We start from the raw sequence: 22031 nt of genomic DNA, 5'->3' as shown, positions 1-22031 counted from the left end.
ACAGGGCCTAGTCACTCTTTCGGGTAAACGGGCTGGTCGGAATGCGATTGCCGGACTCCAGCCGGCCCGTGTAATACGCCGTGGCCTCACCTTCAGCCAGCTCAACCTCGTACCAACCATCACGGACATAATCAGCCGTCCGGTCCTGCCCGCCAACTAGAACACGTCCCGCCGCGTGCTCCAAAGTGACCTCCGGCAACTCTTTCGCCGTCTTGCTGAATACACGCAGGAAGCGGTCCGGGCCGCACACGGTAAGTTCGCGCTCCAGGAGTCCAATTCGCAGCTCTAACGTACCGAGCACCGTGTGATGCTCCACCTTATTGCCACTGTAAACAGCGAAAACAGCCTCACGGGAACCGTCATTGACCAGCACAAGATTGCCGCCTTTGAGGTAGGCGTGCAGCCGGTACGGTGTCGGCAGCGCGGTCGCCTGCTCGGACTCCTGCACAGGATAGTCACCGGCCGGCTCCGCCTCCCAGCGCTTCACAAACTCCGGCGCTGGTCCCGGCTGCTCTGGAAGCTGCATTCCCGTAGACGCCGAGAAGTCCAGTGTGGATACCAAATCACCACATACCCGACGACGCCAATCAGTGATATTTCCGCAGCTCACGCCGGTGACTTGCTCCAGGAAACGGATCACCGAAGTGTGATCGAAGACCTCTGAGGACACCAAACCACCCACCGACCACGGTGAAATGACAGTCATCGGGACACGGAACCCGAGCCCCTTCGGCTTGCCCAGGTACCACTCCCCCGGCTCATTCTTCGGCGGCAGCGGCGGCACCACATGGTCGAAGTAACCATCAAACTCGTCAAAGTTAATCAGGAAGACGGTCTTGGCCCACACCTCCGGGTTGGAGGCCAACGCATCCAACAGGCGGTAAGTGATATTCGCCGACTGAATCGGCGAGGACGCTCCCGGGTGCTCGCTTTCCGCGGCCGAAGGCACAATCCAGGACACCTTTGGCAGCTCCCCAGATTCAACATCCCGTCGGAAAGCGTCGGTTAGCGTGCCCGGCTGGCGGCGGTGCAGCGCGCGATCATAGAGATCCCGTTCCGCCTCAGGCAGCTTCTCCACAGCGGCATTCAGGCGGTCGACCATCTGCTGCTGCTCTGCAGTTGGCGGCGTGCCATCACCCAGTTCCAGCAGCTTCTCGTGGAAGCCCGTCATGTCGCGACCAGGCAGCCCGGCCTCACGAATGACCTTGCGGCCAATATTTCGAAACGCGGCGAAGAAATCCAGGTTGTTGTCCGTGTAGTTATCCCACTCCTGGTAGACGCGCCATGGCACCCCAGCCGCCGAGAGATCCTCGGCATACGTGCGCCACCTGTACCCCGGGTGCGTCGGCTCGTACGCCGCATTGCCAACCGCTCCAGTCCCCCACGGTTCCTTTCGGGTATCACCCGAAAACAGGTAGTTGCGGTTCGGGCTTGTCGACGTAGGCATTGAAGAAAAGTAGCCATCACAGATAGTGAATGTCTCTGCGAGTGCGAATTGGAACGCGATGTCCTGACGGTCATAGCAGGCCATCGTGCCTTTGCCCTTAGCCTCGATCCAGCCGTTACAGCGGCCGCCGTTTAGTGCAACCTGCCCGTCTTCCCAACCGTGCGGCAAACTTGCAATGTACTCCACCGAGAGATCACCGCGATTAGCGGCGTTGCGAATCAGGTATGGACTGACCCCACTCTGGTTGAAAACGCCCGGCAAAGCGGAATTGTCGTTGTACCCCCGCACACCTCGGAGAGTGCCGAAGTAGTGATCAAAAGAGCGGTTTTCCTGCATCAACACGACAACGTGCTCAACCTGGTCGAGGGAGCCAGCCGGTCGGGGCTGCGCGAGTGCATGGCGCAATGATGGCGGCAGCAGCGTGCTCGCAGCGGTGACAGCACCGACTCCTGCGGCGGTCTGCAGGAAGTGCCGACGGGAAAATTCAGATATATTTTTAGGTGAAGTTGCCATAGGCATCTACGTTAAGAAGCGCAGATTACCAGCTGGAAAATTGCGGTTTAAATTTCCTCAATAAACTGCTCTAGACGGTCAACCACAGCCTGTGGCTCACGCGCCCAGCGATTGTGGCCCAGCCGCTGCTCAATGAACTCGTACTTTGCCGAATTCGGCAGCATCCGTGCCAGCGCCTGTGCGGAAGCCTCCGGGCAGTCACGGTCACCACCACAGTTCAGCAGCAGCGCCGGGGTGGTCACCTTCGGCATCTCAGCGGCGTAGTCGATATCCGCACCGCGCGGTCGCAGAAGACCCGTGCGCGAGAACCGCGCCCACTCCACCACATGGTTACGAGCCTGGCGGCCATAGCCGGCCAAATCAAGCCTGCCCGCTGGCCAATAGCCCAGGATCTGGGACACCACCTGCATAAACGGTGCACCGTAGCGAAGCCGCTTGTACTCGTTGCCAGTAAAACAGTTGTAGTGCGGAGTACCGGAGCCGACCATCACTACGCCGGCCACGTCCGCTTCCGGTCGGGCCAGATACAGCGAGGCAATCTGACCGCCCATGGAATGACACAGCAAGTAGACGGGTAGCTTCTCCCCTGTGCTCTCCCCTGCCGCGAGGTGATCAAACTCCTTGCGAGCCCGCGCCACGGCCAGCGGGTAATCCACCGATGCGAGATCCTGGTAGCCCCAATTGTGACGGCGGGTGGCCACCGCAGTCTGGTTACCCTGGCCGCGCAACTCCGAGGTCAGGACGCAAAAACCTCGACGCTGTAACTCTTGGGCAATCGGCCGGTAGTAGCGAGCACCCATGCCAAAGCCCGGCCAAATAACGACAATGCCCCGAGGCGAACCTTCGGGAAACCGAAGCGCCATCGGGGTCACGGAGCCATCTGGCAAAGTCTCCTGCACAATACGTGGCTCGACTGGCGGTTCCCCGTTGACCATGCTTCCCCGAGTATCTTCCATTTCATAAACATTAATGGCTGAACTGAGGTTTTGTCAGGGGAACCGACAAGGCGAAAACTAAAACCAGGTACCGGCTTAAACGTCGAGGAAGCGAACGTCCTTCGCATTACGGGTGATGAACGAACGTCGTGAAGCGACGTCATCGCCCATCAGAATGGTGAACAGTTCATCGGCCTTCTGCGCGTCCTCGAGGGCGACCTTACGCAGCACGCGGTGATCCGGATCCATGGTGGTATCCCACAGCTCAGCGGCGTTCATCTCACCGAGACCCTTGTAACGCTGAACACCATCGTCCTTGTTGATCTTGCGGTTGGCAGCCAGCCCCTCTTCCAGCAGCTGATCGCGCTCAGCATCGGAGTAGGCGTAGCCCGGCTCACCCTTGGCCCACTTGAGCTTGTACAGCGGCGGCTGGGCGAGGTAGACGTGCCCTTCATCAATCAGCGGACGCATCAGACGGAACAGCAGCGTCAGTAGCAGCGTGGCAATGTGCTGACCATCGACGTCGGCGTCGGCCATCAGCACAATCTTGTGGTAGCGCAGCTTCTCGATGTCGAATTCGTCGTGAATACCGGTGCCCAGCGCCGTAATAATGGCCTGGACCTCGTTATTCTTCAGAGTCTTATCCAGGCGCGCCTTCTCGACGTTCAAGATCTTACCGCGCAGCGGCAAAATGGCCTGGAACAGCGAGTTTCGGCCTGCCTTTGCAGAACCACCTGCGGAGTCACCCTCCACGATGAACAGCTCGGACTGCTTCGGATCCTTCGAACGGCAGTCCGCCAACTTACCCGGAAGACCGCCAAGATCGGTCGCGGACTTACGACGTACCAGGTCACGGGCCTTACGAGCCGCCTGACGGGCATGCGCCGAAGCAATGGCCTTGTTAACAATGGCCTTGGCCTCAGCCGGATTGGCCTCCAGCCAGTGACCGATGTGTTCATTAGTCATGCGCTGGACGAAGGAACGCACCTCGGTGTTACCGAGCTTCGTCTTCGTCTGGCCCTCGAACTGCGGATCGGCGACCTTCACCGAAATCACGGCAGCGAGACCTTCACGGCAGTCCTCGCCGGAGAGGTTGTTTTCCTTCTCTTTCAACAGGCGGTGCTCACGCGCATAGCGGTTCATCAGCGATGTCAACGCAGAACGGAAGCCCTCTTCGTGCGTGCCACCCTCAATGGTGTTAATGGTGTTGGCGAAGGTGTGCACCGACTCGGAGTAACCCGAGTTCCACTGCATTGCAATCTCGACCTCGTGGCCGTCACCTGCAGCATCGAAGGAAATGATGGTCGGGTGGATGATGTTCTTCGACTTGTTCAGAGTCTCGACATAGTCCCGCAGACCATTCGGGTAGTGGAAGACCTTGCGGCGCTCCTTCGGCTTGGTGGTCTTCTCTGCCTTCTCCTTCTGCTCCTCAACCGCATCCTTGGCGATCTCAGCGGATTCGGTCTCCGCCTGCTCCGCCAGAGCCTCGGCCTCGAGCTCCTCCTCGGAGACACGCTTGTCCACCAACGTGATGGTCAGGCCCTTGTTCAAAAACGCCATCTCGCGCAGGCGGCGAGAAATGGTGTCGAACTTGAAATCGGTGGTCTCAAAAATCTCCGGGTCCGGCCAGAAACGCTGCGTGGTACCCGAACCGCGAGTCTTCTTACCTCGGATAATTTCTTCCGGAACAGCCTGGTCGAAGTTCTGGTACCAGGTGTAGCCATCGCGGATGACCTCGGTTTCCATACGCGTCGACAGCGCGTTAACCACCGAAATACCCACACCGTGCAGACCACCGGAAACAGCGTAGGACTCGGAGTCAAACTTGCCGCCGGCGTGCAGCTGAGTCATAACCACCTGCACCGTCGGCATACCCGACGGGTGCATTTCGACAGGAATACCACGGCCGTTATCGCGGACCTGAACGCCGCCGTCTTCCAGCAGAGTGACCTCAACATCGGTGGCGTAACCCGCCATCGCCTCGTCGACGGAGTTGTCTACAACCTCCCACACCAGGTGGTGCAAGCCACGCTCACCAGTCGAGCCAATGTACATACCCGGCCGCTTACGCACGGCCTCGAGGCCCTCGAGGATGGTAATCGATGAGGCGTCATATTGATGTTCGGTAGCAGCCACGGTTCGGCGCGTCTCCTATTCTTGGTTCTCTCCCCGCGCAACATTCGTCAGCGCGCGAAAAATAGGCCGGCGGTCAAGCGCTATCAGCGCCAGCCAGAACTACATAGGACTACTAGATAGGTCTGGCTAGTTTGGAAGTCGATAACGTCTCAAGAACCGCCTGCCGGTTTTCTCCTGCCCATCTTACCCCAACGTAGTCCCCTACTGTGGATATAGCCGATGCGCTCAAAGGACCAAATTTCGCAGTTTTACGCATACCGACGGGTATTCGTAGACCGTTTACCGACCTTTACCCGTAAGTATCACGCGGTCCTCGGCCCTCGATGTGCAATTTGCCCTTGCGCCAATTCGGCGCTTTTGGCCCAAGCACCTTAATTTCCTCAACCACTCCATCCCCGACGCGTTCCGCAATCGACTTCAAAACCTGTCGCTGTGCTAGCCGCAGCTGTGTTGCCCATGCTGTCGATTGGCACTCGACCACCAAAGTGCCGTCCTTGAACTCCTTGACCTGGGAGTGTTCCGCGACAACCTTGCCGACCATCGAATCCCACTCCGTCATGATCACACCGTGGGCAATATGGATCTGCCAGCCGCGATCAACTACTGCCTTATTCAGCACCGCACCAATCGGCGCAGGTCGACGGTCATATTTCCGGTACAGCCGAATCCCCGCCTCCTTCAATAAGCTCGGCGAAATCACCGTACCGGCACGATCTCGTACCACTGCTTGCGCTGCCCGCTGCTTATCGACGTCCGCAACAATCCCCTCCGCGGCCTTCACAGGCACACGGCTATCGAGGCCAGACCACGAGCCCTTCTTCTTCGGTGGCCGCTGGAGATTCGGTAACTTGTGACCGCCCTCCTTAGCGGCATCGCGCATGCGGAAGAAAGCGTCGCTGATCAGGTCCTTTTCTTCTTCCGGTGAGTTATCCGGCTCCATGTTCTCGACCATACCCGTCACTCTTCCGCGACTGGGTTTTCATCCAGCAGTGAGATTCTCCCCTGCTCAGTCTGCGCCACCGTCACCGTGTGATGAGTGACAGAAGAATCCTCGACCAGTGCCTGAGGCAACTCCTCCCCCACCGCCGAGGTGATCAACACCTGCTCAGCCTGCTGCGCGATTTCCATGAGAGCTTCCCGACGATGCCGGTCGAGCTCCGCAAACACGTCGTCAAGCACCAAAATCGGGTCGGGTCCATCGGCCCGGAGCAAAAAGTACGCGCCGAGACGCAGCGCGAGTGCAAAAGACCAGGTCTCGCCGTGGCTAGCAAAGCCCTTGGCGGGGTCATTGCCGAGAATGAGGTCGAGATCATCGCGATGCGGACCAACGAGACAGGAACCGCGCTCAATCTCCGCGGTGCGGCGCTCCGCCATCTTCGTCAGCAGCAGTGCCTCGAGCAGCTCCGGTTCGCTGGGCAATGGCCCGCCATCCAGACTGTCGACCTTCGGCGCATAGGCAATCGTGGCTGGGCGCGAGTGCGGGGCAAGCGTGGCATAGGCCTCGCTGACGTGTTCCGACAGTTCGGCGATCAAATCCATGCGCGCAGCCATTAACGCCGCTCCCACCTGCGCCAATTGCGCATCCCAGGTATCCAGCGTGCTCAGTGCGGCCTGCCCCTCCGAGGAAGAATAGCCACGGCGCAGCGTCGAGCCCGCCGACTTCAGCAGCGCATTCTTCTGACGCAAAATCTTGTCATATTGAATGCGGATACCGGCGGACAGTGGCCGTCGTAAAGCGAGCAAATCATCGATGTATCGGCGACGGGAAGCGGGCTCGCCCTTGACCAGCGTGAGATCCTCGGGCGAGAAAAAGACCGACTTGACGATCCCCAGCAGCTCCCGCGGAGACTTCAGCCGCGTGCGATTAATCTGCGCTTGATTCGCGCGATGCGGATTGATGAGCAGATGCGCCGTCAGCTCGCGGCCATCATTGACTGCCGTCGCCGAAATGCGTGCCGACGGGGTCCCCGAACGAACCAGCGGAGCATCCGTAGACACTCGATGCGAGCCGAGCGTGGAGAGATATCCAACGGCCTCAACAATATTGGTCTTGCCGTAGCCATTTTGCCCGGTAAATACGGTAATTCCAGGCGTGAACTCGACTTCCAACTCCGGCCAGGAGCGGAAGTCCCGCAAGGACAAATACCGAATGTGCATAGCCGCAAACTAGCCCGGCAGGCGCACAGGCATCAGCAGGTAAGTGAAGTCGGTCTCCGGCGTTGGGTAGAAGCCGTCCTCACCGAGCTCCGGGATAGCTTCCGGCTCTGGAATGAGAATCGCGGGACGCGACGGCTGCGTAAAGCCCAGCAGAACGCGGTGGGAGCGAACAGCGCTGAGCCCCTCGAGCAGGTACTGCGGGTTGAAGGCGATCAGAAGTGGTTCCCCATAGAAGTTGCAGGCCACAGTCTCTTCTGCGTGACCGACCTCGTCGCCATGAGCGGAAAGGACAACCTGGCCGTCGGAGAAGTCCATGCGAATCTGCGCACCGTGATCCGCCATCAGAGACACACGACGGATGGCATCCTGCAGCTGGTCAACACGAGCAACAGCCATGGAGGAATGCTGCTTCGGCAGCAGCGGACGGAACTTCGGGAACTCGGCGTCCAGCAGTCGCGTGGTAGTGCGACGAGGATCGGCGAGGATAGCCAGCAGACCTTCGGAGCCGACCTCACGATCATCAGATCCGTCGCCGAATGCCAAGGTCACTGGCTCGCTGGAAGTGGTATCGAGAGTGCGGGCAGTCTCCGCGAAGGTCTTTGCCGGGATGAGCAGCTTGGTCTCCCCCTCCGGGATCTGCTCCCACTCGAAACTGCGAACCGCCAGGCGGAAACGGTCGGTGGCAGCGAGAGTGACCTCGTTACCTTCGGTTTCCATCCGGATGCCGGTCAGCATCGGCAGCGACTCATCCTTGCCGGCAGCGATAGCGACCTGACCAATAGCCTCAGCCAACAGAGCGGCATCGACAGTGCCGGTAGCAGCCGGAGCTTCTGGTAGCTGAGGGTAATCCTCCAAGGTCAGGCTTGGTAGCTCGAAGCGGGAAGAACCACAGCGAACGATGACCTTCGTGCCATCAAAGTGCATCTCTACCTGCTTATTCGGCAGCTTAGAGACAATGTCAGAAACCAACTTGCCATTGACGGCGAAGCGACCGGGCTCATCGACCTCTGCGCTAATACGAATCTGAGTCGAGACCTCGTAGTCATAGCCAGCGAGCTGCAGACCATTGTCATCCGCGAGAAAAATCATGCCACGCAGAATCGGCTGAGTCGGGCGTGCAGGCAGGTTACGAGCAACCCAGCTCACCGCACCCGCGAGATCGTCCTTAGCCGCGCGAATACGGACTTCGGTCTGCTCCATCGTTCCTCCACCGGTATTGGATGTCTGTTATTAGCCGTCTTTTGTGTTGTCAGCACGCTATGTCAGCGCACATGACTGGAGTTACAAAGATTCCATCGTACAACTCTACTGCAGACTGCCAAAGACCTCACTGGCATTCTTGTAGTCCGTCTAGTGCTTAATCCTAGTTCTTGCTCGTTCTTGGCATTTATGAAGTTGTGCGCGAGAGGTTGCTTGCCAGAGGTTGTGCGCTGGCCCCCTTTTATCTAGAAGTTTCTAGAGATTTTTAAAGTCGGGAGTAGTAATAGGGGGTGTGCACATTGTGAAATTACATGATTCCCGCTGGTCTTCACTGATTTCGCGTTGTGGATAACCAGTGCGTCTAACTGTGGATAACTTGGGGTGTCTGTGGATAGTGTTCGGGCTTCATCTTTCATCCACAAAATTTACGAGTTGTCCACAGCTCTGTGCACGGAAAAACCGCAGTTAATAACAAGAATTCCGCACGCCGAGCCCAAGGTTTTTAAGCCGTGCCGCGAGCTCGGTCTCGAATGCGTGTAGTCAGGTCGTTGACCTGGTCCTTTGAGGGCTTCTTCTCCTGAATTTCCTTAACAATCTTGCGTTCAGCGTGCAAAACCGTCGAATGGTCACGATTTCCGAACTCCCGGCCAATCGACGGCAACGAAAGCTCAGTGAAGGACCTTGTCAAGTACATCGCGATCTGGCGAGCATGAGCGACCGGGCGAGTCTTACCCGGGCCCACCAAATCCGCAACCGTTAGGTCGAAGTACTCAGCGGTGGTGGAGATGATGATCTCCGGGGTAATCTGCACCTCGATTTCGTCGGCACCGAGGATCTCCTGCGCAAACTTCAAGGTCACAGGCTCATGAATCATGGATGCGTGAGCGCTAATCTGCAGTAGACGCCCCTCGAGCTCACGAATAGAAGACGAGGTGTTCTCCGCGATGTACTGGAGTACATCATGCGGAACGACCAAATCAGACAGCTGTGCCTTCTTCGACAGAATTGCGATTCGCGTCTCCAAGTCCGGGTATTGCAGATCCGGATTGAGCCCCCACTGGAAGCGGGTACGAAGGCGATCCTCCAGGGTCTTAAGCTCGCGTGGTGGGCGGTCCGACGACAGCACAATTTGGTGATTGGACTGGTGCAGGGCATTGAACGTATGGAAGAACTCTTCCTGTGTACCTTCCTTGCCCTCCAAGAACTGGATGTCATCGATGATGAGCATGTCCAAATCGCGGTAGCGACGCTTGAAGGATTCCTGGGCGTCGTCACGCACGGAATTAATGAAGTCGTTGGTGAACTCTTCCGAAGAAACGTAACGAACCCGCAGGTTAGGGTACAAATGCTTGGCGTAGTGACCAATGCCGTGGAGCAGGTGCGTCTTGCCAAGACCCGAACCGCCGGAGATAAACAGCGGGTTGTAGGTGCGCCCCGGAGACTCTGCAACAGCGACGGCGGCTGCGGCGGCGAACTTATTCTGCGGACCAATAACAAAGGTTTCGAAGGTGTAGTTCGGGTTGAGGGTGGGCTCCTCGAAAGGCATGCTCATCTCGGTTGGAGTGCCGTGGCTCTCGGAGCGGAAAGGACTTGTGACCTGGCGCTGATCAGCAATAGTCATCGGATTCTCGGCAGATGAGTGCGAAAGCCCCTGCGCCATTGAATCCACTGCGTCCATCGATCGGTGCTGTGACTGGGCACTCTGCTGATTATGGACATTCTGCTGGTGTGTCTGCGGCACCTGTGGCGTCTGCGTCGATCCCTGGTGCTGCTCGTGGCGATTGAAGTCATTCGCATCTGCACTGGGGAACGGGTAGTTGCGGCCAGATTGCTGTTGGTGCTGCTGGTTTGGCTGTTGACGCTGAGCCTGCTGCGGACGCGAAGCTGCAGATGGCATCTGCCCCGAGTGCTGTGCAGATGGTTGAGTGGTCTCTGCTGCCTGGCTATCTTCAGCGTCGTCAGCAGGATCGGCAACGGTGATGACCGTTTCCAACTCCTCGCCGGTCAGCGAGGCTAAGACGGCCTCGATAATGCCCTTGAGCTCTTCTTTTACCAGTGCCTGCACCACTGGCGATTGAGTGCTGAGCAGGAAAAAACCTGGAAAGTCACCAGTGTGCGTCACTGACCGCAGCAGTGCCTTGTGTGGCGGGCGTAGTGGTGCAATGCCCAACTCCGGCGCACCTTCTGGTGAAGTCAGGATAGAAACGACCTGCTCCCAGAGTCCACCTGGCAATTCTGGTTGTTCGCTCACTGTGTGAATGTCCTTTTACATGTTTACGTTCATCAAATTTATCGAGGCGACCTGTTTTTGTGGAGTGTTTTTGGCATGGCGAGAGCGCCATATCTGCCCATTTGGGGGCTATTTCTTGTAATTCGCCCTGTGGGGTGTTTCTACACAAGGTGCTATACGCCCCGAGCAGGACTTCCACATGTTTGTCCACACCTGTGGATAAACCTTGTCGCTAATTGACTAACAGTTTATCCACAGTTTGCCCACAATGAAAAATAGCCCCCTAGTCTGCGTTTACCTAGGTAAACACGTTATTTCCCCTGCTCGCTGTGATTCATGGTGTGGAAGTTATCCACAGCTGATGGGATAAACGCCCTGTGGATTGCAGTGCATAGGTTAGTATTTCCACAGGTCAACATCGGTACCGTCGGAAAACTTGGAAAATGATTCTCCAGGTAAATCCGGCGTGTTGATTTGAATTTCTCGCTCGATTCGACGTAACCTATCTGGGTGTTTCATATCCATTGAGATATGAGTCCGAGCTTGTGCTTGGACCCGACAGAACGCATGTAGCTTTCAATCTGTCGGTAAGTAATTTTTCCGTGCATCACGGGAATGCGTCAGACGCATCGCTGCCTCGCACTCGAAGCGAGGAGTTTACTGCGGTGTGTTCAGCGTGGACTCGTGGTCGTTTGAGTTTCAAGGAGTGTCAACCGTGTCGAAGCGGACGTTCCAGCCGAATAACCGCCGTCGTGCACGCGTGCACGGCTTCCGTACCCGTATGCGTACCCGTTCCGGTCGCGCCGTTGTGGCAGCACGCCGCAGCAAGGGCCGTGCCCGCCTGTCCGCTTAAGTAAGAGGACACCGATTTCGGTGCTCCCTCAGAGCAATAAGCTGCGTTCTTCGCGTGACTTCACGGTCACCGTACGACGTGGACGCCGAATCGGACGCAAGACGTTGGTCTTGCATATTCGTGACACCGCCGCTTCTGGCGGTGAAGATAAGACCGATACGCAGATTGCCAGGTTTGGTGGTCCACGTGTCGGTCTTGTCGTATCTAAAGCTGTGGGCAACGCCGTGACTCGTCACGCTGTATCCCGCAAGCTCCGCCATGTTATGGCTGCGGCCGCGCAGGATCTCCCGTCCACTATGGACATTGTCGTTCGCGCGCTGCCCGCTTCTGCCACAGCCACCAGCCAGGAGCTGTCCCACGATGTGCAATCGGCACTCGCTACATACGAACGTCGGCGCTAATTCGCTTGACGACGGCCCCCTCGCCCAGGCCCCCGGTGCACGTGTGGCTGAGAGGGCGATTCTCTTCTACCGCCGCCGTATCTCTAATCTGAAGCCAACGAGCACATGTCGTTTTGAACCGACGTGCTCCGCATATGGTCTTGAGGCCGTGCGCCGCTTCGGAGCTATTCGTGGCCTGTGGCTGACTCTCCTGCGTATCTTCCGTTGCGCACCCTGGCATCCGGGCGGCTGGGATCCAGTTCCAGCTACATTCCCCGGCCTGGGTTCGTGGTTAAAGCGAATGCACAGGTAACCTCTAGTAATGCTTAGCCTTTGACCGGGCTTTGTAGACGAAGGCGCGAGTGCGCTGCCCCCTAAAGAACGGAGTGATCTTAGACCGTGCTCAATTTCGTGTATGGGCCGATTTCGGCCATCCTGTGGTTCTGGCATAAGGCCTCAGGTTTCCTATTCGATCCCTCCTCGGGTATCTCGTGGGTGCTGGCCATTATTTTGCTTGTGGTCACCATCCGTATCCTCCTGTTTAAGCCGATGCTGAACCAGCAGCGTTCTGCCATCAAGATGCAGCAACTCGCTCCTGAGATGCAGGCGATCAAGGAGAAGTACAAGAATGATCAGCAGGCTCAGGCTCTTGCTATGCGCCAGCTACAGAAGGAAATGGGTGTCAACCCGCTCGGCGGCTGTCTGCCGATTCTGGTTCAGATGCCTGTGTTCATCGGTCTTTTCCACGTGCTGCGTTCGTTTAACCGAACGGGTACGTCGGGCAATGCGCTCGGCATGTCGGTGGAGCAGAATTGGAATACGCCTAACTACATCTTCGGTGTAGATGAGGTGCGGTCCTTCCTCCTGGCTCGTGTGCTCAATGCTCCACTGTCCAGTTCGGTTGGAATGGGTGAGGATCAATACGCAGCCTTTACCGTGCCTGGTACGCCTGCAGACTTCACCCGCATGGACATCATGATCGTTGCTATCCCGCTGATTGTTGTCGCGGCACTGGCAACGCACTTCAACGCTCGTATGTCTGTTGAGCGCACGCGTGCCCGCCAGGAAGCCGGTCTGGTGAAGCGCCAGGAAGGCCCTATGGGGCAGCAGATGGACATGATGAACAAGATGATGCTTTGGTTCTTCCCAATCATGATTCTTGTTACCGGTGCTTTCTGGCACATCGGTCTTCTTGTCTACATGGTGACTAACAACGTGTGGACCTACTTCCAGCAGCGCTACATCTTTGGCAAGCTGGATGAGGAAGAGAAGGAAGCTGTCGCAGCCAAGAAGGCTGCCAAGCGCGAGGCACAGGAGAAGCTCGCTCCGAAGGTTGGCCAGAAGCCAATCAACCCCAAGAAGGGAGGCAAGCGCCAGGCAGCGCAGAAAGCGCAGCAGTCGCAGTCTGGTGAGGCTTCTACTGCGAACAAGGCTTCTAGCCACCTTCCGGATGGCAATTCGGCGAAGGGACAGCAGGGTCCGGCTTCCAAGCCGGCGCCGGGACAGAATCCCGCGAATCGGAAGAAACGGAAGCGCAAGAAGAAATAGCTGAAGTAGCACTGCGCTTCGTCTACATAAGTTAATTAATCAGAACGCCCCGTATTTGCTGCGGGGCGTTTTTGTTTGCCTTAGTCCCCTCCCACGCAAACAACGTCGCTGTTATTACAGATCTGTAATTTTCTCTGGAGTCTCGAGTTTGGCATCCATCCCCAGTCAATGTTTCACGTGAAACATCGTTGTTGCACTGTCGTACACTAGGGGTGTTGAAAAGCTCGACGAGTGACGGCACAGCTGCCCCATTGGAAAGGTTAGAGGAACTGTTGAGTAACTCCGCGAAAGACGTCGATAAGCAAGAAGCCTCCGCAGGTTTGGTCGATGCAGATCTGCGTTCGGTGATAGATACCGTGTTTGGAGACAATGCCGATCGGGCATACCGCTACCACTCATGGTTGGCCGAGGAGGCGACAGTCCGAGGTTTGATTGGACCACGTGAAACTCCAAAGCTGTGGGATCGGCACATTATCAATTCTGCGGTAGTTGGAGAAGCGATAGGCAAAGGGCTTGTAGTTGCGGATATTGGTTCGGGGGCTGGCTTGCCCGGCATTCCGCTTGCTCTTGCGCGACCGGATTTGAAGGTGGTTCTTGTGGAACCATTGCTGCGCCGTACAACCTTTTTGAACGAAGTTGTGGAAGATCTTGAGCTGGACAATGTAACGGTAGTTCGCGGGCGTGCTGAGGAGAAAGTGGTTCGCGCTGAGATTGGCCAAGTGGATGTCGTCACCTCCCGCGCTGTTGCCCCTCTTGGGAAGTTGGCGGGATGGTCGCTTCCTTTAGTTAAATCCGGAGGCGCGATGGTTGCACTGAAGGGTGGAACTGCCCAAGAGGAAATCGATCGGGATGCAAAGCTTATTGCTAAGGCGAAGGGAATTAATCCCCGCGTCGTAGAGGTCGGCGGTTCCGTGTTGGGAACTTCGACGTACGCCGTGATTATTCAGAAGAAGTAGGCTGTAAGCCCCGCTCCCCCAACTCCACTGCGGATTCGTTTGTGTTCTGGTTTCGGCATTGAGGCGCGTAGTGCCGTCGGGCTAGAGTGGGATAAGTATCGCGGTATGGCAAAGTCCTAGCGACCAAGGTGGATGTTTCACGTGAAACATTCCACAATCGTCGGCGTCTAACGGTTGTTGGGGCTTGATGATTACGCTTTTGCAGATAGTTACTAAGTTTTTATTCGCACTCCAGTGGCCATGATTGGTGATTGCTGTGCTTGTAAGGGGAATAGTTAATGAGCCGGAAGTCCTGGCAAGACACACCCATCGCTGCGGCAGCTCAACGGGCAGCGCAAGTTAAGGCCCCGAACCGTTTATCGCTTCCACGCCCCGAACGCCCGCGCCGTATTACTATCGCCAACCAGAAGGGTGGCGTGGGCAAGACCACTTCGGCAGTCAACATCGCGTCGGCGCTCGCGCGGCATGGTCTCAAGGTGCTAGTCATCGATAATGACCCGCAGGGAAATGCTTCTACGGCCCTGGGGATTGAGCATGTTTCCGGGACCCCGTCGACGTATGAGCTTCTAATTGGCGAACTACAGATTGACGATGTCATCCAGCGTTCCCCTGAATCTGAGAATCTCTTTTGTGTGCCAGCGACGTTGGACTTGGCGGGCTCCGAGATTGAGCTGGTCTCGCTCCTGAACCGTGAGCGCCGACTTCTCGATGCAGTGTCAGATCAGTACCTGATTGACAACGGCTTTGACTTTCTCATTATTGACTGCCCTCCTTCGCTCGGTCTGTTGACTCTGAATTCGATGACTGCCGCCAACGAGGTTTTGATTCCGATTCAGTGTGAGTTTTACGCCTTGGAGGGTGTGACTCAGCTGATGAATAACGTGCAGATGATTCGTCAGCATCTCAATCCGGAGCTACATATTTCTGCTGTGCTGCTCACTATGTTCGATGGCCGCACCAAGCTTTCGGAAGAAGTTGCCAATGAGGTTCGTAACTACTTCGGTGAGGTTGTGCTACGTAATCTCATCCCTCGATCCGTGAAGGTATCGGAGGCGCCGGGATATTCGCAGACCGTAATTTCCTACGATCCAGGGTCTCGGGGCGCAGTTGCTTATCTTGACGCCGCGAAGGAATTGGCAACGCGTGGCGACTATTCCGCAGTTCCGGGTGGAAGTGCGATTGGGCAAAAACCAGCTTCCTCCCCTACCCCGTCCAATTCCACTGAGACAAATTAAAGCCACTAGGAGTAGTTACCGATGTCGAATCAAAAAAAGGAGAACCGCAAGGGAGGGCTCGGTCGCGGTATCGCCGCGCTGATCCCAACTGCTCCGGCGGCTAACCCCTCGGTAGGTGAGAGTGCCGCGGATATTATCTTCGGTCCCCGCCGTACCCAGGGGACGAAGCAGCCTGGAAGTAGCGGAGTTGCCGACGTACTGGGGGCAGCCGCGACGGGATCCGGCACCTCGTTGACTGAAGGCAAAAACGCCGGAAAATCTGCAAAATCCGGCCAGAGCAAACCTCATACCAATGAGGCGCAGAAACGTCACAGTGACGATAAGGTTATTGGTAAGTCTAGTGATGTTTCACGTGAAACATTGCCCTCGACGACGTCGGGAGCAGCGGACCATGGCAGCGCCGAGGCTACCGATGTTGACGCTTCGGCCGCAAACGAGTTTGGCGCGACCTATCGCGAGATCAACTTGAAGCTGATCACGCCGAACCCGAAGCAGCCACGAGAGGTCTTCGATGAGGAGCCCCTAAATGAGCTCGCTCACTCTATTCGTGAGTTCGGTCTATTGCAGCCGATTATCGTACGACCAATCTCTGAGGATAGTCGTGCGGCCGCACTCGAGGCAGCGCGCAAGGAAGATCCGAACGCGCCGCAACCCGAGTTTGAAATCATCATGGGTGAACGTCGCTGGCGTGCTTCTCAGCGAGCTGGGGTCGACACGATTCCCGCCATCGTTCGCGATACTCCAAACCAGGACATGCTTCGCGATGCCCTACTAGAGAACATCCATCGCGTTCAGCTGAACCCACTCGAAGAGGCCGCTGCGTACCAGCAGCTACTCGAAGAGTTTGGTGTAACTCAGGCAGAGCTGGCGGATCGAATCGGTCGCTCGCGGCCCGTTATTACCAACATGATTCGACTCTTGCAGTTGCCGGTGGAGGTACAGCGACGAGTAGCGGTCGGTGTTCTGTCGGCTGGTCACGCACGTGCCTTGCTTGGAGTTAAGGCAGGTAAGGAAGAACAGCAGCGCCTCGCCGAGCGAATTGTTGCTGAAGGACTATCCGTCCGTGCGACCGAAGAAGCAGTGACATTACTCAATGCCGGCGAGCGACCGAAAAAGCAGCACCGTGAGCCCACTCCGCAGCCGGAGGTCCTTCACAATTGGGCTGACCGCCTGTCCAATTCTTTTGATACGAAGGTGACTGCCCAGATGGGCAAGCGTAAGGGCAAAATCGTTATCGAATTCGGCAACCTCGAGGACTTTGATCGCATCATGTCACTGATGCATCTCGACGAAGAGTAAACCCGGTTACTGTGACTGAAGTATTCATCGAGAAAATTTCGCTGGCCGACATCGAGGGAATCTATCCAGAGACGATGTTAAGCCTGTTTTGGGAACAGGGCATGGAGCATATCCGTACAGCAACTGCCCTACCCCAGTTCTCGACTGAGCCGCGCGAACCTAATTTGGACCCCAGCACGCCAGAAGAGGATGAAGCGCCTAACGGTGATTTAAAGCATTCGGACGGCCAACCCCCTACTCGGCCAGGCGGAGCTAGTGAAAACCTCTTAAATGGCGATTTAAGCCCTGATTTAGCCGCCCAGGTGCGCTTGGAGAAGGAAGCATGGCTCAATACCGTCTACCTTTCCTGGGGACCGTGCGGATATTCGCTACGACGAAAGCCACCGGCATCACTTATCGATGGGAAACCTGAGACCGTCGGCACGCTGCTCTTTGCTCCGCCACGCTTCTGCCCGACGACATTTTCCATGCCTTCCGGACCAATATCGCCGGATGCGATTGCGCTGACGAGTCTGCATTACAACGCTTTAGAGGTTGACGATGACATGCTCCGCGTGCTCATTGTGACCGCTCTGCACAAGCTCGCGCTGCGCGGGATTTCAGCGGTAGAAGCGTTTGGTTGCAGTGGCACGGCGGATTCTATGTCGGCATTTACGCCGTCGTCGCCAACGCCTGACGACGGTACGGAGAACCTAATCGCTGATTTCGAAGCGCAACTTGAAGAAAAGCTAAATCCTAAGCCGTGTATTTCAGATTCGTTGGCGGCGATTAACCATAACGCCGGTGATTTGATTCGTACGCGAACCCTTCTTGACTCCGGGTTTCGGGTGGTCACTCCACATCCGATTCATCCGAAACTCCGTATCGAGTTGGATGCGGAATTGGATTGGGACGAAGAAATCGGCCATGCGTTGGATCTAAGTGCGAAAGAACCCTTTATGCGCTCAAAGCTGTTCAGTCTTTAGCGCCGGGTTTGATTGATCAGCCGTGTTTAGGCTTTTTCCTCTTCAATCAGCTGCGCAAAGCTGTAAGCGCCGGTCATTGGCTGCTGCTCTTCATCGCCCAGGTACAGACGCTTTACAGCGACAACGATAGATTCGGCAATTACGTCACGCTGATCTGGGGAAGAAAGAATTGCGACGTCATCCTCGTTGGTCAGGTAACCAACGGCGACTTCCACCGTGGGCATCCTGGTCAGACGGAGGAGATCCCAGGTACGGGCGTGCGAGCGGCAGTCTACCAGGCTCGTACGGGCAACAATCTCTCGCTGGATAAGGCCAGAGAGCTGTTCGCCCAGAATGGAGTTGGAGCCCTTCATCGAGCCAAAGTAAAAAGTCGCAATACCGCTGGCGCGGTTGTTGTGATAGTGGTCGGCCTGCAGGGAGATGAAGACGTCAGCGCCAAATGCGTTGGCCATCTCAGCGCGATCCTCGATGGACGGATTGTCGGTACGAGGACGAGACAGAATAGTCTCTGCACCTGCCGCGACAAGGCGACCCTCAATGCGAGAGGCCAAATCCCAAAGAATCTCTTCTTCAGAAATCTGACCGTAAGGGCCGTCGACCACAATGCCGGGCTCCCCTGCCCCAAGACCTGGATCAATGACAATGCGCTTTCCAGAGAGCTTCGGCCCCATCGTGCGCAGTATTTCCTTCTCGTGGAAGGCGTTTACAGAGCCACCAGTAACCCTCCTGCCCAAGTAGCTGAGCGCCCGGAGAGTAACGGGACCACAGATACCGTCGGGCTCCAGCCCGTAATTGAGCTGGTATTCACGTACAGAGGCATCGGTCTTCGGGCCAAAGTGGCCGTCTACTCGGGCATCGTGGAAGCCGAGTTCCTGCAAGGTAGCTTGGAGAACGCCTACGTCCTCACCGGTCATTTGTGACAGTGGATCGTAGGACAGTACGCGGGTGCCCAGAGTGTACGAGGCTTCTCGCAGTAGGCGCAGGGTGCTGTCGCGGATGATCCCGTCGGCATAGACACCGCGGGACTGTTGGAACGCCAGGAGAGCGTTGCGCATATCCTCATCAAAGAGGTCATCGTCACCAGACCACTGAGGCGAGTTCTCCTCCGCGGCTGAGCCCTCCCAATTGGGCAGAAGCCCAAGACGAGCCAGGGTAGAACGTACCTCGGCTACACGAGGTGACCTATCGCCCACCTTCAGAAACTCTGGCACGAAAACTCCCTTCCGAACTCCACAATTATGTTTAGGCCGTTGTGGGTCCTCACAACACTTAATCAGTATTACTGGCCAGTGAGCTAAACGAAACTTCAGTTAAGAAATCTCGCGCACTCTCAGAGGATATGGTCAGCAATACCTCTCAAGTTGGCGGCAACCTGGTTCCTTCACGGTATTAAGGAAGACGTAAACCGCCATTTCCAGCAAGATTACCAGGTCGCAGGCGCGAATTGATTGTTACGAGGGCGCGTCGGCTAGCCCGACGGCAGAACCCCAGGACTAACTCTAAATCACAACCACAACTTCAGTCACATCATAATGGGGTGTGTCCAACGAAGGTGGCAATAGCGAAGTGGCGGGTGGGCAGTCGTAACCTCGTATCGGATAAGGAGCAACCCCAAGTTCTTTTAAAGGTGCTTTTCGATGAGCGACGTGATTTCGCCCTTCGGGCGGACTCCGCGAATCTCTTCGACCTTCTTGCCGTCCTTGAATAGGAGCAGGCTTGGGATGGACATGATCTGGAACATGCCAGCCAGTGCACGCTCCTCATCAACGTTGACCTTGGCGATGACGGCCTTGCCATCGAGCTCGGTCGCAACCTCGTCCAAAACGGGAGCAATCTTCTTACACGGGCCACACCACTCTGCCCAGAAATCAACAAGCACCGGCTTATCGGATTCGAGGACATCGGACTTAAAGGTGTTGGCGGTGACGGTTACCGGAGCCATGAAATTCTTCTCCTTAGAATGAGCTCGTTTGAGTTCTTAGTGGTTTTGTTTTGTGGTCTTGATTCTAATTTTTCAACCTAGCTTCTTCAGCCTCGCGTACGGATTTGGCGCTCAAGGCGTCAAAAATTAGGGCTTCCGGTGGTGCGAGTGAAGTACTAAATTGTTAATTAATGGTGTTCTTGAGAACGCTGCAAGTGCTCGATGAGTACGGGGCGTACCGGGCTATAACACGTCCTGCTGCGCCCTGATTGAGCTACAGCTAACAACAATTGGGCTTACCGGCTATCGGATATTCCCCATAGTTGGATATCTGCAATCGTAGGGCTTATCCAACAATTGCGATACCCCAACTATTAGGTGTTTATCCAGCTAGTGCGACTGCCCTGCTGTCAGCTACCGAGCAACAGTTTCCAAGTAGTGCTCAGCATCCAGCGCAGCCTTGCAGCCAGAACCAGCGGCGGTAATTGCCTGCTGGTAATGCGAGTCAACAACATCGCCCGCCGCAAAGACGCCCTTGAGAGAGGTCTGGGTGCTCGGAGCGGCTACCTGAATGTAGCCATTCTCATCGCAATCCAGCTGATTGCGAACCATCTGCGAACGTGGCTCGTGGCCAATTGCTACGAACATGGCAGTCACATCCAGGACGGACTTCTCACCAGTGACGGTGTCTTCCAGCTCGAGACCGGTAACCGAACCCTTGTCCTCACCAAGAACCTGGGACACAACCTTGTTCGTCGCAAAGCGAATCTTGTCATTGTTCTGCGCGCGCTCGACCATGATCTTCGACGCACGGAACTCATCGCGGCGATGGACAATCGTCACCGAGCGGGCGAACTTGGTAAGGAAGGTTGCCTCTTCCATTGCGGAGTCACCGCCGCCGATGACGGCGATATCGTGGTCGCGGAAGAAGAAACCATCACAGGTGGCACAAGCGCTGACACCATGACCAAGCAGCGCCTGCTCACCCGGAGCACCCACATAACGCGGAGCGGCACCGGTTGCCAGGATGACAGCGTGAGCCTTGTGCTCTTCTTCGCCAACCCAGACAGACTTGATATCGCCGGTGAGATCCATGCGATCGACAATCTCCATGCGCAGGTCAGCGCCGAAGCGCTCTGCCTGTGCGCGCATCTGATCCATCAGCTCTGGGCCCATGATGCCCTCGGAGAAACCTGGGTAGTTCTCCACATCGGTAGTCGTCATAAGCAGGCCGCCAAACTCGATGCCCTCGAACACCACAGGCTTCAGGTCGGCACGGGCTGCGTAGGTGGCAGCCGTGTAACCGGCGGGACCGGAACCGACGATGATCAGGTCGTGAACGATATCGCTCATGAAGACTCCTATAATTTTTATCTCTCACATCACATGGCGCACAGTGATGCTCAGTAGTAAGCAAATTTTTCAGCTCCGGGAAAGAAATTACCGGAACCAGCCACCTCAACCAACGTGAGGTTAGCCATCTCTATTCCCCCAGCCTCTCCCCTGCTCCGCAGTTGTTAGGCCACCTGCACTTCTTCCAATTGTCGCCGAAGCGTACGACGCGCCCGCGCCCGCCGAGACTTCAACGTCCCGCTCGGCTGCCCAATACTGCGAGAGGTCTCCTGCAGCGAATATCCAAAGATGTCCAAGTACAGCAGGGCATCCCGTTGATCCGTTGGCAGCTGCTCCAATGCGGCGGCCATAGTCACACGTAGCGGAACATCCGGGCAGGGAATCGGCTGTGAACTCATAAACGTCTCAAAATCCTCCTCCTTATCGCAGAGAGGGATCTCCCCGAAACGACCGCGGTTGTGGTCAATACACGCATTCTTCACGATGCACGTCAGCCACGTCGCCACCGTCGAACGCCCGCGAAAATTCGCCGCCCCCGCAATTGCCCGCGCCAGCCCCTCCTGTACCCCATCCAAGGGATCGAAATCATCCCGACGATAGCGCCGCGCCATCGCTACCAACTGCGGATAATAACGCCGTGCCAACACCGCGAACGCGCGACGATCCCCCGCCAGGTGCGCCTTCAATAATTCACGATCGACCTCGTCCGCAGATGCATGCTTTTGCATACCGACGACGCCACAATCCCCCAGTCGCCGACCCATGCGGGCCTTACGGTGACTGTCCCCAATTCGATTTCTTCCCCCAAAGTTCATGGCTCCTATGCAAACACGAAACCCGCGCTCTCCGCTTGGCAAAACTGCCGTGGAGACCGCGGGCTGTGGATGAATTTCAAAACGTCCC

19 protein-coding genes are annotated in these 22031 nt (G+C 56.6%); 8 read left to right on the top strand and 11 right to left on the bottom strand.

Features of this window, described 5'->3' with window-relative positions:
* Positions 1-7: 7 nt before the first annotated feature.
* The 7 genes from QP977_RS04265 to dnaA all read right to left on the bottom strand — a co-directional run bounded on the left by QP977_RS04265 (position 8) and on the right by dnaA (position 10639).
* Positions 8-1960: an alkaline phosphatase family protein gene (locus tag QP977_RS04265; protein WP_049189409.1), complete on the bottom strand. Its 1953-nt coding sequence runs from the start codon at positions 1958-1960 to the stop codon at positions 8-10.
* A gap of 47 nt (positions 1961-2007) precedes the next feature.
* On the bottom strand, positions 2008-2895 hold the full coding sequence (locus QP977_RS04260; protein WP_049189410.1) for an alpha/beta fold hydrolase: 888 nt from the start codon (positions 2893-2895) through the stop codon (positions 2008-2010).
* A 96-nt stretch (positions 2896-2991) separates the two neighbouring features.
* Positions 2992-5031, bottom strand: coding sequence for a DNA topoisomerase (ATP-hydrolyzing) subunit B (gene gyrB / locus QP977_RS04255; RefSeq protein WP_016421743.1), 2040 nt, complete (start codon positions 5029-5031; stop codon positions 2992-2994).
* 289 nt (positions 5032-5320) lie between these two features.
* Positions 5321-5983 carry a DciA family protein gene (locus tag QP977_RS04250; protein ID WP_049170117.1) on the bottom strand — a complete coding sequence of 221 codons (663 nt, stop codon included), beginning with the start codon at positions 5981-5983 and terminating at the stop codon, positions 5321-5323.
* Between the two features lie 5 nt (positions 5984-5988).
* Positions 5989-7188: a DNA replication/repair protein RecF gene (gene recF / locus QP977_RS04245; RefSeq protein ID WP_049170115.1), complete on the bottom strand. Its 1200-nt coding sequence runs from the start codon at positions 7186-7188 to the stop codon at positions 5989-5991.
* 9 nt (positions 7189-7197) lie between these two features.
* The gene (dnaN, locus tag QP977_RS04240; RefSeq protein ID WP_048731377.1) at positions 7198-8388 is read right to left on the bottom strand and encodes a DNA polymerase III subunit beta; all 1191 of its coding nucleotides are present in this window, start codon (positions 8386-8388) and stop codon (positions 7198-7200) included.
* A gap of 502 nt (positions 8389-8890) precedes the next feature.
* On the bottom strand, positions 8891-10639 hold the full coding sequence (gene dnaA, locus QP977_RS04235) for a chromosomal replication initiator protein DnaA (protein WP_049170112.1): 1749 nt from the start codon (positions 10637-10639) through the stop codon (positions 8891-8893).
* A 694-nt stretch (positions 10640-11333) separates the two neighbouring features.
* Here dnaA and rpmH point away from each other — a divergent pair.
* From rpmH to QP977_RS04195, 8 genes are all read left to right on the top strand, one after another.
* Entirely contained in the window at positions 11334-11471 is a 138-nt protein-coding gene (gene rpmH, locus QP977_RS04230; protein ID WP_005511646.1) for a 50S ribosomal protein L34, read from the top strand.
* A 20-nt stretch (positions 11472-11491) separates the two neighbouring features.
* Positions 11492-11872, top strand: a complete 381-nt coding sequence (gene rnpA / locus QP977_RS04225) for a ribonuclease P protein component (protein WP_005511651.1) — start codon at positions 11492-11494, stop codon at positions 11870-11872.
* Positions 11832-12164, top strand: coding sequence for a membrane protein insertion efficiency factor YidD (yidD, locus tag QP977_RS04220; protein ID WP_080972909.1), 333 nt, complete (start codon positions 11832-11834; stop codon positions 12162-12164). The genes rnpA and yidD overlap by 41 nt, the downstream gene beginning before the upstream one ends.
* 86 nt (positions 12165-12250) lie before the next feature.
* Positions 12251-13399: a membrane protein insertase YidC gene (gene yidC / locus QP977_RS04215; RefSeq protein WP_049193107.1), complete on the top strand. Its 1149-nt coding sequence runs from the start codon at positions 12251-12253 to the stop codon at positions 13397-13399.
* Between the two features lie 320 nt (positions 13400-13719).
* A complete protein-coding gene (gene rsmG, locus QP977_RS04210) occupies positions 13720-14355 on the top strand; it encodes a 16S rRNA (guanine(527)-N(7))-methyltransferase RsmG (protein ID WP_049193120.1) in 636 nt (211 codons plus the stop codon).
* A 278-nt stretch (positions 14356-14633) separates the two neighbouring features.
* Complete coding sequence (locus QP977_RS04205) at positions 14634-15590, top strand: ParA family protein (RefSeq protein WP_016421734.1); 957 nt, start codon at positions 14634-14636, stop codon at positions 15588-15590.
* A gap of 21 nt (positions 15591-15611) precedes the next feature.
* Entirely contained in the window at positions 15612-16889 is a 1278-nt protein-coding gene (locus tag QP977_RS04200) for a ParB/RepB/Spo0J family partition protein (protein WP_016421733.1), read from the top strand.
* Positions 16890-16900: 11 nt separating this feature from the next.
* Entirely contained in the window at positions 16901-17854 is a 954-nt protein-coding gene (locus QP977_RS04195) for a hypothetical protein (RefSeq protein WP_070827213.1), read from the top strand.
* Positions 17855-17880: 26 nt separating this feature from the next.
* Here QP977_RS04195 and QP977_RS04190 read toward each other — a convergent pair whose 3' ends face one another.
* From QP977_RS04190 to QP977_RS04175, 4 genes are all read right to left on the bottom strand, one after another.
* Entirely contained in the window at positions 17881-19065 is a 1185-nt protein-coding gene (locus QP977_RS04190; RefSeq protein WP_048733139.1) for an N-acetylmuramoyl-L-alanine amidase, read from the bottom strand.
* A gap of 410 nt (positions 19066-19475) precedes the next feature.
* A complete protein-coding gene (gene trxA / locus QP977_RS04185) occupies positions 19476-19796 on the bottom strand; it encodes a thioredoxin (protein ID WP_016421730.1) in 321 nt (106 codons plus the stop codon).
* Positions 19797-20189: 393 nt separating this feature from the next.
* Entirely contained in the window at positions 20190-21128 is a 939-nt protein-coding gene (trxB, locus tag QP977_RS04180) for a thioredoxin-disulfide reductase (RefSeq protein ID WP_005511625.1), read from the bottom strand.
* Positions 21129-21292: 164 nt separating this feature from the next.
* The gene (locus QP977_RS04175; RefSeq protein WP_065421637.1) at positions 21293-21892 is read right to left on the bottom strand and encodes a sigma-70 family RNA polymerase sigma factor; all 600 of its coding nucleotides are present in this window, start codon (positions 21890-21892) and stop codon (positions 21293-21295) included.
* Positions 21893-22031 lie beyond the last annotated feature (139 nt).

The organism is Corynebacterium sp. MSK012, assembly GCF_030232435.1.
Taxonomy (GTDB): Bacteria; Actinomycetota; Actinomycetes; order Mycobacteriales; family Mycobacteriaceae; genus Corynebacterium; species Corynebacterium jeikeium_D.
The sequence above is the reverse complement of the archived record's forward strand: the minus strand, read 5'-3'. Positions and strand labels throughout refer to the sequence as shown.